The sequence below is a fragment of the Pseudomonas sp. R5(2019) genome, assembly GCF_009905435.1.
Taxonomy (GTDB): domain Bacteria; phylum Pseudomonadota; class Gammaproteobacteria; order Pseudomonadales; family Pseudomonadaceae; genus Aquipseudomonas.
In genome coordinates, this window is record NZ_JAAAMT010000018.1 from 68,906 (window position 1) to 81,968 (window position 13,063).

12 protein-coding genes and 1 pseudogene are annotated in these 13,063 nt (G+C 59.7%); 7 read left to right on the plus strand and 6 right to left on the minus strand.

Translation table 11 applies throughout. The features are described 5' to 3' along the window. Positions 1 to 11 precede the first annotated feature (11 nt). The 4 genes from GUY40_RS14045 to GUY40_RS14060 all read right to left on the minus strand — a co-directional run bounded on the left by GUY40_RS14045 (position 12) and on the right by GUY40_RS14060 (position 3,070). Positions 12 to 791, minus strand: a complete 780-nt coding sequence (locus GUY40_RS14045; RefSeq protein WP_166569546.1) for an amino acid ABC transporter ATP-binding protein — start codon at positions 789 to 791, stop codon at positions 12 to 14. After that, positions 784 to 1,446: an amino acid ABC transporter permease gene (locus GUY40_RS14050; protein WP_166569547.1), complete on the minus strand. Its 663-nt coding sequence runs from the start codon at positions 1,444 to 1,446 to the stop codon at positions 784 to 786. Before GUY40_RS14050 ends, GUY40_RS14045 begins: the two co-directional genes overlap by 8 nt. A gap of 12 nt (positions 1,447 to 1,458) precedes the next feature. After that, entirely contained in the window at positions 1,459 to 2,100 is a 642-nt protein-coding gene (locus tag GUY40_RS14055; RefSeq protein WP_166569548.1) for an amino acid ABC transporter permease, read from the minus strand. Between the two features lie 76 nt (positions 2,101 to 2,176). Then, positions 2,177 to 3,070: a transporter substrate-binding domain-containing protein gene (locus tag GUY40_RS14060; protein ID WP_166569549.1), complete on the minus strand. Its 894-nt coding sequence runs from the start codon at positions 3,068 to 3,070 to the stop codon at positions 2,177 to 2,179. Positions 3,071 to 3,270: 200 nt separating this feature from the next. Between GUY40_RS14060 and GUY40_RS14065 the strand changes: the two genes are divergently transcribed. Continuing rightward, positions 3,271 to 4,767, plus strand: a complete 1,497-nt coding sequence (locus GUY40_RS14065) for a PLP-dependent aminotransferase family protein (protein WP_166569550.1) — start codon at positions 3,271 to 3,273, stop codon at positions 4,765 to 4,767. Between the two features lie 77 nt (positions 4,768 to 4,844). On the opposite strand, the gene GUY40_RS14070 is transcribed toward GUY40_RS14065, so the two are convergent. Then, positions 4,845 to 6,167, minus strand: a complete 1,323-nt coding sequence (locus tag GUY40_RS14070; protein WP_166569551.1) for an aspartate aminotransferase family protein — start codon at positions 6,165 to 6,167, stop codon at positions 4,845 to 4,847. Between the two features lie 202 nt (positions 6,168 to 6,369). Between GUY40_RS14070 and GUY40_RS14075 the strand changes: the two genes are divergently transcribed. The 6 genes and pseudogenes from GUY40_RS14075 to GUY40_RS14100 form a co-directional block, all read left to right on the plus strand. Then, on the plus strand, positions 6,370 to 7,161 hold the full coding sequence (locus GUY40_RS14075) for an aldolase (protein WP_166569552.1): 792 nt from the start codon (positions 6,370 to 6,372) through the stop codon (positions 7,159 to 7,161). Positions 7,162 to 7,417: 256 nt separating this feature from the next. Continuing rightward, complete coding sequence (locus GUY40_RS14080) at positions 7,418 to 8,275, plus strand: sugar phosphate isomerase/epimerase (protein WP_166569553.1); 858 nt, start codon at positions 7,418 to 7,420, stop codon at positions 8,273 to 8,275. Further along, positions 8,268 to 9,317: an isopenicillin N synthase family oxygenase gene (locus GUY40_RS14085; protein WP_166569554.1), complete on the plus strand. Its 1,050-nt coding sequence runs from the start codon at positions 8,268 to 8,270 to the stop codon at positions 9,315 to 9,317. Before GUY40_RS14080 ends, GUY40_RS14085 begins: the two co-directional genes overlap by 8 nt. Before the next feature lie 26 nt (positions 9,318 to 9,343). Beyond that, entirely contained in the window at positions 9,344 to 10,141 is a 798-nt protein-coding gene (locus GUY40_RS14090; protein ID WP_371924810.1) for a transporter substrate-binding domain-containing protein, read from the plus strand. Positions 10,142 to 10,190: 49 nt separating this feature from the next. Then, entirely contained in the window at positions 10,191 to 11,738 is a 1,548-nt protein-coding gene (locus GUY40_RS14095) for an amino acid ABC transporter permease/ATP-binding protein (RefSeq protein WP_166569556.1), read from the plus strand. A gap of 31 nt (positions 11,739 to 11,769) precedes the next feature. Then, positions 11,770 to 12,075, plus strand: a pseudogene (locus tag GUY40_RS14100) (LysR substrate-binding domain-containing protein); the annotation flags it as partial. A gap of 119 nt (positions 12,076 to 12,194) precedes the next feature. On the opposite strand, the gene GUY40_RS14105 reads toward GUY40_RS14100, so the two are convergent. Then, complete coding sequence (locus GUY40_RS14105; protein ID WP_166569557.1) at positions 12,195 to 12,971, minus strand: IclR family transcriptional regulator; 777 nt, start codon at positions 12,969 to 12,971, stop codon at positions 12,195 to 12,197. Positions 12,972 to 13,063 lie beyond the last annotated feature (92 nt).

Below are 13,063 nucleotides of genomic sequence, written 5' to 3' on the forward strand. Positions count from 1 at the left end.
TCGGCGGCCTGTCAGGCCGAGATCTCCAGGAATTTTCGCACCCGCTCGGCATCCGGGTTGCTGAAGAATTTTGCTGGCGGTGCTTTCTCGATGATGATGCCCTTCTCGAGGAACACCACCTGATCGGAAACGGCGCGGGCGAACTCCATTTCGTGGGTCACCACAATCATCGTGTAACCCTCGCTGGAGAGGTTTTTCATCACGGTCAGTACCTCGCCGACCCGCTCTGGGTCGAGTGCCGAAGTAGGTTCGTCGAATAGAATCACTTCCGGGCTCATGGCCAGTGCTCGGGCAATGGCCACCCGTTGCTTCTGCCCACCCGAGAGGGTGAAGGGGTAGGCGTCGTGTTTGTCGGCCATGCCGACCTTCTCCAGCAGCTCGATGGCGACAGCGCGGGCCTGTTCCTTGAGCATGCCTTTGACGTAGATCGGTGCTTCCATGACGTTCTGGATCACGGTCAGGTGCGGCCACAGGTTGAAACCCTGGAACACCATGCCGGTTTTGGCCCGCAGGGTCGCCAGCTCCTTGTTGGCCATCTTGCGCCCGGTCCGTTCGTTGACGCCGATACGCTCCCCGGAGATATGAATGGTGCCGCGGTCGGGCTCTTCCAGCCAATTGATGCAGCGCAACATGGTCGATTTACCGGAGCCGGAGGATCCCAGCACGCTCACCACCTCCCCCTTGTGGACCACCAGATCGATATCGCGCAGCACCTCGATGTCGCCAAAACTCTTGGACATTTTCTTGATGCTGACAGCCGGAACGCGGGCAGCGGATGTTTGTTCAGACATAATCGAAACCTCGTTTGGCGCCGAACCGGGCGGCCCACTTGAGTGCCAGTTCGAGGCAGATGCTGATCAGCCAATACAGCGCGATCACCACCACGAAGGCCAGGGTTGGAATGAAATAGGTCGACTGCACCGAGTTGGCGGCGGCAGTCAGCTCCTGCACAGTGATGATGGTCAGGAAGGCGGTGTCCTTGAGGGCGATGATCAACTGGTTGCCCAGCAGCGGACGGGTCTTGATCACCAACTGCGGCAGGATAATCCGCAGATACAGCCGCAACGGCGTAAAACCATGGGCCTTGGCCGCTTCAACATAGCCCTCGGGCAGCACCAGGCGGCTGCCACGCAGAACTTCGGCGAAGTACGCCGAGTGGTAGGCAATCAATGCCAACAGCCCGGCGGTCCAGGCGTTCATGCGCAGGCCGAGTTGTGGCAGGCCGTAGTACAGCAGGTAGGCGAGGATCAGGAACGGCAGGGCGCGCATCAGATTGATCAGGATCCGCAGCAGTTTTGCCAGACCGTTGTCTTCCTCCAGCAGATAGACCAGCACGCAGCCAAGCATGAAGGCACTGATGGTCGAGAGACTGAACAGCACCAATGTGCTGATCAACCCGTTGAGGAAAGCCTCGCGGGCCTCCCAGAGAATGCTCCATTCAGTCATGTCGGTGGCTCCTTACATGGCCAGACGGTTGGCTTTCTTTTCCGCAATTCCCTGCAGCTTGAGCAGTACGCTGATGATCAGCATGTACAACAATGCGGCGGCGAGGATGGGCGGTAGTGGATCGTAAGTCACGGCGGAAATGCGGTTGGTCACGCGGGTCAGGTCGACAATGCCGATGACGGCAATGGCCGGGCTGCCCTTGATCAGGAAGGACATCTCATTCACCAGACCGGGAAGGCTGGTGGTGATCATCTGCGCCAGCATGATGCGACGAAAAAACACCCTGCCGGTCATGCCGCAGGCCAGCGCTGCTTCCTTCTGCTCGCGGGAAAAACCGAGAAATGCCGCGCGCCAGATCTCCGCATTGAAGGCTGCGGTATTGAGGGTCATGGCCACTATCGCGGCGGTGGTGCGGTTCATGTTGATGCCGAACATCGGTGCCGAGAGAAACAGAAACAGCACAAAGGTCACCAGCGGGGTGGCGCGGGCCAGGCTGATGTAGAGCACCAGCAGTTGTTCGACAAAGGGAATCCTGGCCATGCGTATCAGGGCGATACCCAGGCCGAATACGACGCCCATGGCGATGGCGATAGCGCAGATCCACAGGGTCGTCCAGGCGCCTTCGAGTAGCAATAACCAGGCTTGTCCGTTCATGCTCGGCTCCTATGAAATACGCAGGTGTCCAGCCGAACGGTTGCGGGGGGTGCGCTCGGCTGTTATGGCGAGTGAGTCACTGCATGCCGGCGAGTCTATGGAATTGTTCGACGGTGCTGATCGGCTCTTTGGGCATGTCCGGGAAAGCCTCGCCGAACCATTTGGTCTGCAGGGCAGCCAGGCGGCCGTCTGCGCGGATGTGGTCCATAAAACCAGTAAGGAATTTCAGCAGCTGCGGGCTGCTTTTCGGCATTGGCCAAGCGGCGAATCCGGGACCGGAGACGGCGATGCCCTTGGCGAAGACATCGCCACGGGTTTTCACCAGATCATTAACGGAGATCAGCGCGTTTACCGCATAGTCCAGACGGCCGTTGGCCAGGTCGGCGTAGACCTCCGGGTAGGATGGGTACTCGATCACTTTGCCCATTTCGCAGCCCTTTTCGGCCATCATTTTTTTCAGTTCCGGCAGACGCGCCAGCAGTGCGCTGCCGGCCTGTACCCCGACGGTTTTGCCGCACAGGCTGGCAATGTCGCTGAGGCTTTTGTCGCCGGCGCGTTTGACGTAGAAGTGCTGAGCAGAGGCAAAGGGTGGGCTGAAGTCGAATACCCGCAGGCGTTCGTCGGTCACCAGAGCGCCGGTGAAGGCCACGTCGTACTGACCAGAAGACACCGATGCGAGCAGGCCGGTCCAGGGCAGAATGTCTTGCTTGATCTCGAACTTCTGCTCTTTGGCGTAGGCCTTGAGATCTTCAAGCAGATCTTTGTGGAAACCCTCGGGCTTGCCATCAACAATGAAGTTGAATGGCGCGTAGTCGTCCTCGGTGGCGACACTGAGCAAACCCTTGCTCTTCACCTCGGCGAGGTCCGCATGCGCGCCGAAGGGTACCGACAGGACAAAGCCGGCGAGGGTCAGCTTGCGCAACAGGTCAAGGGATTTAACGCAGATCGAATCCTTGCTTGAGTGCTTCATCTTTGCTGCTCCAATGGTGAGAAGTGGTGAGCCTGGCCGCTTTCGTCGGGGGCTTTGTACTGGCTTGGCTTCAACCATAGAGAGGCGCTTTGACGCAGTGATAGGGACAGTTCAGTGCATTCGCCTGGCCAGTCGAAACGGGTAAAAATCATGGCGCGCTATTTGCTTTGGTCATAGGTCAGCAAGCGAATGGAAAGGCTATGATCGACCATTTATTTCACCTGGACTTCGACCATCAGCGCGGCCTTCAGGAGCAGCTCAGAGAGTCCCTGGTGTCGACCATTCTGGGTGGCGGGTTTCCCGCAGACGAGCCACTACCGTCATGCCGCAAGCTGTCGCAACAACTGTCGATTTCCCGCAATACCGTGGCGCTGGTGTACGAGAGCTTGCTGGACAATGGCTATCTGGTCAGTCGCCCGCGCAGTGGCTACTACCTGCACCCGGATTACTGCGGCGCTGAATTTGACGATGCCGTGCTGCGTTTTTCGCTGGAGCGCAAACAGGTGCATTGCGATGAACCGGGTAGTGAGCGCGCACCGGATTGGGCCAGGCGCTTCAAGATGTTGCCCAGCTTGAAGCACGGCGTACTGCGTCCAAGTAACTGGCCGAGCTTTACCTACCCCTTCGTCTACGGCCAGCCGATCCGCGATCTGTTTCCGCTGGAGCGTTGGCGCGAAGTGTCGCGTAATACCCTGCGTAGCGAGCGCGACCAATGCTGGATGCATGACCGCTTCGATCGCGACGATGAAATGCTGATCGAGCAGTTGCGTACTCGGGTCTTGCCCAAGCGCGGGATCTGGGCTCGCGCCGACGAAATTCTGGTGACCCTCGGTTCGCAGAACGCACTGTATCTGCTGGCGACGCTGTTGATGAGCAAGGGCGTCAAGGTGGCGATAGAGAACCCCGGTTTTCGCGACGCCCTGAGTATCTTCGATCTGCAAGGCGCACAGGTGCAGTTACAGAGCGTCGATGATCAGGGGCTGGTGGTCGATTCGCGCCTCGATGATTGCCAATACCTGTATGTCACTCCCGGCCACCAGGTGCCGACCGGCATTGCCATGAGCCCGGTGCGGCGCGACGAGCTGTTGCGACAGATCCGCCAACACGACCAGGTGCTGATCGAGGATGACTACGATGCCGAACTCAACCTCGATAACCACCCACTGCCGGCACTCAAGGCCAGCGACAGCAACGGCCGGGTGATTTACCTGAGCAGTTTGTCCAAGGCTTTCTCGCCGGGCCTGCGCATCGGTTACATGGTGGCCGATGCCGAACTGATCAATGAACTGCGTGCCCTGCGCCGCCTGATGTACCGCCATCCGCCGCTGAACAACCAGCGCATGCTCGCCGAGTTTCTTGCTCAGGGACATTACGATGCACACTTGCGGCGTTTTCGCGAAGAACATGGCCGTCGCCGCGAGATGCTGCGCAAGGCTGTCAGCGAGGACCTCAGCTGTTGCCGGCACGTTGGCAGTCGGGGGTCCAGTGCGTTTTGGCTGGCGACGCCGGAGGGCGTCGACACGCAAAAGCTGGCTTGGGCAGCGGCTCAGCACAGTGTATTGATCGAGTCGGGGGCGCAGTTCTTTTTCAATCAAGCGCCGCCGGTGAACTTCATGCGGCTGGGCTTTCATGCCGTTGATGCAGAGCGGATTCGGCCGGGGATTCGCAAATTGGCGGACGTTTTGGAGCGGCTGTAAAGACCTGCGAATTTCTCCTGGTCCAATGGCCTGACAGGCGCCCAGGCAGGATGCCTGCCTGGACAGCAACCTGAGTTTCAGCTGGCGTATTTAGCTGAAAATTCGCCGATCACTTCATCGAAAATCCCCAACGCCTGCGCTACCTGGGCTGGGCTGACGATGCACGGAGGGACGACATGCAGGCGATGGTCGACCACGAAGGTCAGCAGTCCGCGGGCCTGGAACGCCGCCTTCATCTGCGCCATCACCGGCGCTGCCAGCGGGGTTTTGTGTTTTACGTTGCTGACGAACTCCAGCGCCCAGAACAACCCGATGCCGCGGACTTCGCCAATCAGCGGGTGCTTCGCCGCCAGCGCTTGAAGGCCCGGCCCCAGCAATTCCTGGCCGATATGGCGGGCGTTGTCGACGATGCCTTCCTCGTCCATCACATCCAGGGTGGCGACGATGGCGGCCATGGCCAATGGGTGGCCGGAGTAAGTCAAGCCACCCGGAAAGAAGTGGTTGTCGAAATACTCGGCAATCGGCTGGGAAATCATCACGCCGCCGGCGGGAACGTAGCCGGAGTTGACCCCTTTGGCGAAGCAGATCAGGTCCGGGACCACGGCGAAATTGTCCAGGGCCAGCCAACTACCGGTACGGCCAAAACCGGCCATGACTTCGTCGAGGATCACTAGCATGCCGAACTCGTCGGCCAGGGCGCGCACGCCCGGCAGGTAGCCGTTGGGCGGCACCAGAATGCCGGCGGTGCCTGGCACGGTTTCCAGGAGTATGGCGGCAATTGCGTTAGGGCCTTCGCATTCGATCACCCGGCGCAGATGCTGTAGCGCCCGTTGGCATTCTTCTTCTTCACTGTTGGCGTGGAATTCGCTGCGGTACAGGTAGGGGCTGAAGAAATGCACGTGACCACGGGCGAATTCATTGGGTACCCGACGAGGGTCGCCGGTGGCGACAATCGCAGCACCGGTGCTGCCATGATAGGAGCGGTAGGCTGAGAGAATCTTGTCGCGACCAGTGAAAATGCGCGCCATGCGCATGGCGTTTTCATTGGCGTCGGCGCCTGCGTTGGTGAAGAACACCTTGCTGAAGATGCCGGGGGCATGGGACAGAATGCGTTTGGCCGCTTCACCGCGCATCAGGTTGGCGGTGGCGGGGGCTACCGTCACCAGTGTGCCGGCTTGCTCCTGGATAGCGGCAATGACTTTCGGATGCTGATGGCCGATGTTGGTGTTGACTAACTGGCTGCTGAAGTCGAGGTACTCGCAACCATCGTAATCCCACAGCTTGCAGCCTTCGCCGCCGGCGATCACAAGCGGGTTGAGGTTGCCCTGGGTGGACCAGGAGTGAAAGACGAACTGGCGATCCAGGGCATGGACGTATTCATTGGAAGCAGGCTTGCTCATGTTCGACCTCTCTACCGACGATGGGGTGGCCAAGAGGCCACGGCTCTGCAGCCACGATAGAAACAAACGCCGACGCGTCCGTAGGGCCAGATGGGGGGAAAGGGCGGGTCAGGGGGCTGACACGGCAAATCCGCACAACTGTCCCTTGGCGTGGTTGGGGATTTGGCTAGTCTTTGGCACATTCCCCTTCAGGACATGAACCATGGCACACGCATTCGAAATCAACCACGCGCCGGTCGCGCCAAACCTCGCTGACGAGTTGGACAGTCCGGCGATTCGCCTGGCGCGCATCGATCTGGCTGCGTGCTTTCGCATGGCGGCACGGCTGGGGATGGGTGAAGGCATCTGCAATCACTTCTCCTTTGTGCTGCCGGAGCATCCCGAGTTGTTTCTGGTCAATCCGTTCGGCCTGGCGTTCGCCGAGGTGACGGCGTCATCGCTGCTGATCTGCGATTACCACGGGCGCGTCGTGGTGGGTGAAGGCAAGCCCGAGGCCACTGCATTTTTCATTCATGCACAATTGCATCGTCTTAATCCGCGCGCGACAGCCGCCTTCCACACCCATATGCCCAACGCTACAGCGCTGTGCATGCTGGAGGGCGATCCCTTGGTCTGGGCCGGGCAGACCTCGCTGAAGTTCTACGAGCGCCTGGCGGTCGACGAGGATTACAACGGCCTGGCCCTGGACTTTGCCGAAGGCGAGCGCATTGCCAGGGCCGCGGGCACGGCGGACGTGGTGTTGTTGAAGAATCATGGCCCGCTGGTACTGGGACCGAGCATCGCCGAGGCGTGGGATGACTTGTATTATCTGGAGCGCGCCGCCCAGGTGCAGCTCAAGGCGATGTCCAGTGGCCGGCCTTTGCTGCGCGTACCCCACGAAGTCGCCAGCGCGACCTGCAGACAGATGCTTATCGGCAATGCTGACAGTGCGCGTCTGCACCTGGACAGCATTAAGCGGCAACTGGCACGTACAGAACCCGAATTCGCTAAGTAGTGTGCGTCCTGTGCAGATGGCCGACATCACGGTCATAGGCGGCCTGATCTTTGCCAAGGAAAACCGGCGTCGATAGTTCATGAATTTCTGAACTAACTATTTGCTGCAGCCTATTCAATCATTTGCCACCCTGGCCTTAGGATCCGCCAAACGGGACTGAAGCCATCAGAGCAGCAGCCCGCAGCATCTCCTTTTCGACTGCCCAGCAACGCCACAGCCCAATCCGCTAGTGGCTCGACGCAGCCGAGAGGAATGCATGAAGCTAGATATTTTCCGTACTTTGTGGGGTTATACCGGCAGCAAGACATCCGCCCTGGATGAACTGCTCGCCGCCGGCTTCGATGGCCTCGAAGCGCGCCTGCCTCTGCAGGCCGATGAGCGTGGCGAGTTCGGCGCTTTCCTGCGCAGCAATCAGCTTCCCTACATCTGCACCCTGTTCAGTGCCTACGATGTCTTGCCCGACCAGAGCGCCACGCCTGCCCAGCACCTGGCCGACATTGATCGCAAGCTCGGCTGGGCCTCGGAACTGACCCCTCGTTTCGTCAATCTGCTCGCGGGCAACGACCGTTGGCCACTGACGCAGCAGGTCGAGTTCTTCGGCCAGGCCATGGAATTGGCCTCCAGGCATGGGGTGTTCTGCAGTTTCGAGACGCACCGCGCCCGCTCCTTATACAGCCCATGGGTGACCCTGGAACTGATCCGCCAATTGCCGCAGCTGCGCTTCACCAGTGACATCAGTCACTGGGTGGTGTGTTGTGAGCGGTTGCTGGACGACCCGGCCGACGATCTTTCGAGCTTCGTCGAGCGTGTGCATCACATTCAAGCCCGGGTCGGTTATGACCAGGGCCCGCAAGTCCCCCATCCAGCCGCCCCGGAATATGCCCGTGAACTGGCGTTTCACCAGCGCCACTGGGAGGCCGTCTGGGCCTCTCAGCTTCAGCGCGGCTACCCGGTCAGCACCCTGACCCCGGAGTTCGGCGCCGATGGTTATCTGCATCACTTGCCCTTCACCAACATGCCGGTGGCCGATCTCTGGAGCTTGAACCAGTGGATGGCACGAACCGAGCGCGAACACTTCGACCGTTTCTCCTGTGAAGGAGCCCACCATGAGTAAGACCTCGCCAACCCAGGCCAACTTCAACTGCATCCCGGTTGTGAATATCGCCGGACTCTTCAGTATCGAACTCGAGCATCGCCTGGCCGTGGCCGAAAAGCTCGGGCGCGCCGCCAGCGATGTGGGCTTTCTGTATATCACCGGGCACGGCATCGATCCGGCGCTGATCGAAGGGCTGCGCCAGGCGGCCAGGGATTATTTCGCACAGCCACTGGACACCAAGATGCAGCACTACATCGGCGCCTCAGAAAGCCACAAGGGCTTCGTGCCAGAAGGAGAGGAGGTCTATTCCAAGGGCAAGCCGGACCATAAAGAGGCCTTTGACATCGGCTTTGAAGTGCCGGTGGATGATCCGCTGTTCCTCAGTGGTACGCCGCTGCTGGGGCCGAATCACTGGCCCGACGTACCGGGTTTTCAGACCTCCGTACAAAACTACTATCAGGCCGTGTTTGCGCTTGGCCGGCGATTGTTCGATGGCTTCGCACTGGCCCTGGGCCTGGAGGAAGGCTACTTCGATGCGCTGGTGACTCGGCCGCCTTCCAAACTGCGGTTGATCCATTACCCCTTTGACGCCGACGCCGTGGATGCCCCGGGCATTGGCGCGCATACCGACTACGAGTGCTTCACCATCCTGCACGCCGATCAGCCGGGGCTGGAGGTGCTTAACGATCAGGATCAATGGATCGACGCACCGCCAATGCCCGGGGCGTTCGTGGTGAACATCGGCGACATGCTGGAAGTCATGACCGCCGGGACCTTTGTGGCCACCGCTCACCGGGTGCGCAAGGTGGCTCAGGAGCGTTATAGCTTCCCGCTGTTTTACGCCTGCGACTACCACACGCTGATCAAACCGCTGTCGGCATTCGCCAGTGACACTCAGGACTACGAGGCGCTGGCCATTGGTGAGCACATGTGGAGCCAAGCCCTGCAGACCTACCAGTACCTGCGCAAACGCGTCGAGAACGGCGAGCTTGAGCTGCCGTCCCGGGCCCGAAAGCCATCGAGCTTCGGCCGCCTGAAGAACACCGCCACACATTCCTGAAAAAACAACCCACGGAGCTTCCCATGATGAAAATTCTCTGCGCCTCGACCCGACTGAGCCTGATCGCTGCTGGCCTGTTCTGCGCCGGTGCCGCCCTCGCCAGCACCGCTACCCCCGGTATGTTGAAGATTGGTATGGAAATCACCTACCCGCCGTTCGAGTCTTATGACGCCAACAAGAATGTGGTCGGCTCGGACCCTGAGTTGGCGCACTCTTTGGCCAAAGCGATGGGGGTCAAGGCCAACTTTGTCGATACCAAGTTTCCCAATCTGATCAACGGCCTCAACGCCGGGCATTACGACGCGATCATTTCCGGCATGTACATCACCCCTGAGCGCCAGCTCCAGGCGCGTACCATCGCCTACGCCAACACGGGCGCTGCGATCATGGTGCCCAAGGGCAGTGAGTTGAACCCGCAGGTTCCAGAAGACCTGTGTGGCCTGAAGATCGGCCTGGAACAGGGCACCACCTGGGTCGGCAAGTTCCGTCAGTTGTCCAGCGACTACTGCGTACCGAACAACAAAGGCGCCATCACCGTCAACGAGTACCCATCGGCCCCCGAGGTGACACAGGCGCTGCTCTCGAAGAACATCCAGGCCCAGGTAGAAATCGCCGGTGCCGCGCACATGATCGCCCAGCGTACCAATGGCCGGGTGGTGGTCAGCTCGCAGAAGCTGGTTTACCCGCAGACCTTGGGCATCTACGTCAAGAAAGACGCCGACGCTACCTACCAGGCGCTGGTCAAGGCGCTGGCCGAAAGCAAGGCTAACGGCGAATACGCCGCCATTCTCAGTACGTATGACCTGGAACCGGTCTCCGAGTAATGCCTGAATCTGCGCCCTCGCTCGAGGGCGCGGCTTGCGCGAGGTGTCTATGCAATTCGATTGGGCTTACTTTATTTCGCTGTTCACCATGGCTGACTTCTGGGCGGCGAGCCTGACCGTCATCGAGTTAAGCGCACTGGCCTGGTTCCTGGGTATGCTGCTGGGTTTCGTCCTGGCGTCGGCCAAGCTGTCGAGCTTGCCCTGGCTGCGCATACCGGCGTCGCTCTATATCTGGTTCTTTCGCAGCATTCCGCTGCTGGTGCTGGTGGTCTTCATCTACAACCTGCCGCAGCTGCTGCCCGGTGCCGGGCCGGTGCTGTCGGTGCCGTTCTATTCCGGTCTGTTGGCGTTGGTGGTCACTGAGGCCGCCTACATGGCCGAAATTCATCGTGGCGGGCTGATTTCGGTCGCCAAGGGCCAGAAGGAAGCTGGCCGCGCCCTGGGAATTGGCCTGTTCGGCCTGCAACGGCTGATCGTCATTCCCCAGGCGTTTCGTATCTCACTGCCGACGTTGATCAACGAATACATTACGGTGGTCAAGCTCACCTCGTTGATTTCGGTGATTTCACTGACCGAGCTGCTGACGGTGGGCCAGCGGCTGTATGCCCAGAACTTTCTGGTGATGGAAACCCTGGCGGCAGTGGGCGTGTACTACGTGCTGATCGTCACTGTGTTCGGCTTCGCCCTGCAACGGCTGGAACGCTACCTGGATCTGAACCTGCGTACACCGCAAACTCTGGAGAGCACCTCGGCACAAGTGCTGCGTGACAGTCTGGCGCCCGTAGCTCCGAGCAAGGTCAACCTCCCGGCCAAAGGCGCGGCCCCGGCCCTGCAACTGCAGGACGTGCACAAACGCTACGGCGCTCATCATGTACTCAAAGGCATTGACCTGAAGGTGCAAAGTGGCCAGGTGATTTCTATCATCGGTCCGTCCGGCTCCGGCAAGACCTCGCTGATCCGTACCATCAACGGTCTGGAGCACATCGATCAGGGCGAAATCCTGTTGTTCGGCGAAGATTTCATCAATGCCGGGGACAAACCGAATGGCCGTCGGGTGAGTCAGGGTGTCCGGCGCATCGGCATGGTGTTCCAGAATTTCAATCTGTTCCCGCACCTGACGCTGCTGGACAACATCAGCCTCGCCCCGAGTTATCACGGCGTCAGCCGCGCACTGAGCGAACAACGCGCCTGCCAGCTACTCGACAAGGTCGGCCTGCTGGCACACGTCCACAAATATCCACATCAGCTATCCGGCGGCCAGCAACAACGGGTGGCGATTGCCCGGGCCATGGCCATGGACCCGGACATCCTGCTGTTCGACGAACCGACCTCGGCGCTGGATCCGGAACTGGTCGGCGAGGTACTTACGGTGATCGCCGACCTGGCCCGCGAAGGCATGACCCTGCTGATTGTCACTCACGAAATGGACTTTGCCCTGTCGATCTCCGATCGGGTGATCTTCATGGAAAATGGCAACGTGCAGCTGGATGCCTCGCCTCAGGCGATCCGCGAAGAGCCTGGGGCCCAACGCGTGCGGCGGTTTATCGGATTGGAGGAATCAGAGGCGCAGCGTTGCCTGGCCGGTGAATTAAATTGAGCGTGTTTCAAGCAAGTTCTCATAGGTCTGAAGTGGCAAGATCGGGCCGTGGTTGTTCTGCCTTGACGGGAAAAATATCGAATGGCTGCCGCAAGCCAATGTGGAGGTTTCGGATGATGTGCTGGGAATCGTTTCGCTGGCCGAAAGCGGTCTGGGTATCTGCCAGACCTATGACTTCATCATCCGGGACAGAGTGCAGCGGGGGCAATTGGTGGAAATACTTCCAGAGTTGAGCGGGCGCAGTCGGCCATTCTCGATCATTTACCCGCCTCACCGGCAATTATCAGCCGCATCCCGAGCGCTGATTGAGTTCATCCTGGACAACACCCAGGCCTGAACTTCGATTCCGTTCAGGTTCGGGCGCGCCGCACGTTATGCGCCGCTTTGGCCTACATCGAGCGCCATGGCGCCCCTCGCTCCCCTGATGACCTACGTCAGCACAACTGCGCTAACCGGCTAGAGGGTCCTTATCGAGGTCCGTATCGCGCGCGCGCATTCGATCACCGCTGGCGCCAGCTTGCGCTCGGCTTCCTCCATGGTCCAGCGGCTGGTAGGCACCACCACATGTACTGCGGCGACCGGCAAGCCTTGACTGCCAATGATCGGGGAAGCAATCGTCATGTCGCCGAGAAACAGTTCCTCTTTGTTGATGGCATAGCCCTTGCGCCGTGTGGCTTCGATTTGCTCGAGGATGTCGTCTATCGCGGTCAGGGTGTATTGGGTGTGCTGTTTGCGCTCACTGGCCTCTAGTGCAGCGACGGGCTCGCTGCCTGGCAGAGCACTGAGATAGGCCCGTCCGGAGCCGGTGCAGTACATCGGTATGCGGCTGCCGATGGGCATGTGGATAGGGATGAATTTTGGCGCTACGAACCGTGCGACATAAACCATGTCCAGCCCGTCGGGCTCGGTCAGATTGGTCGTTTCCCCGGTGGCCTGCGCCAGCTCGGCAAGGAACGGGTTGGCCACGTCAACCAGCGTGTCGGCAGCCAGGTAGTTGTAGCCGATCTCCATGACCTTCGGGGTCAGCTGGAAACGCTTGGTCTGCGGATGTTTACGCACATAACCCAGCTCCTCCAGGGTGTGGATCATGCGTTGCGCGGAGCTTTTGTTGATGTCTGCCGCTTGCGCGATCTCCGCCAGATTCATCGTGCGCCGGGATGCGTTGAATGCCCGCAGCACTGCCAGGCCTTTTTCCAGTGACTGATTGAACAGGGGATGAGGGTTATCGCTCATGGCAGATCCTTTGTGTTTTGCTTATTTCGTATCGATAGTCGATATTAATAAATCTCTTTACGATTCTTGTAAAGCGTTTATAGTTGTTTCGA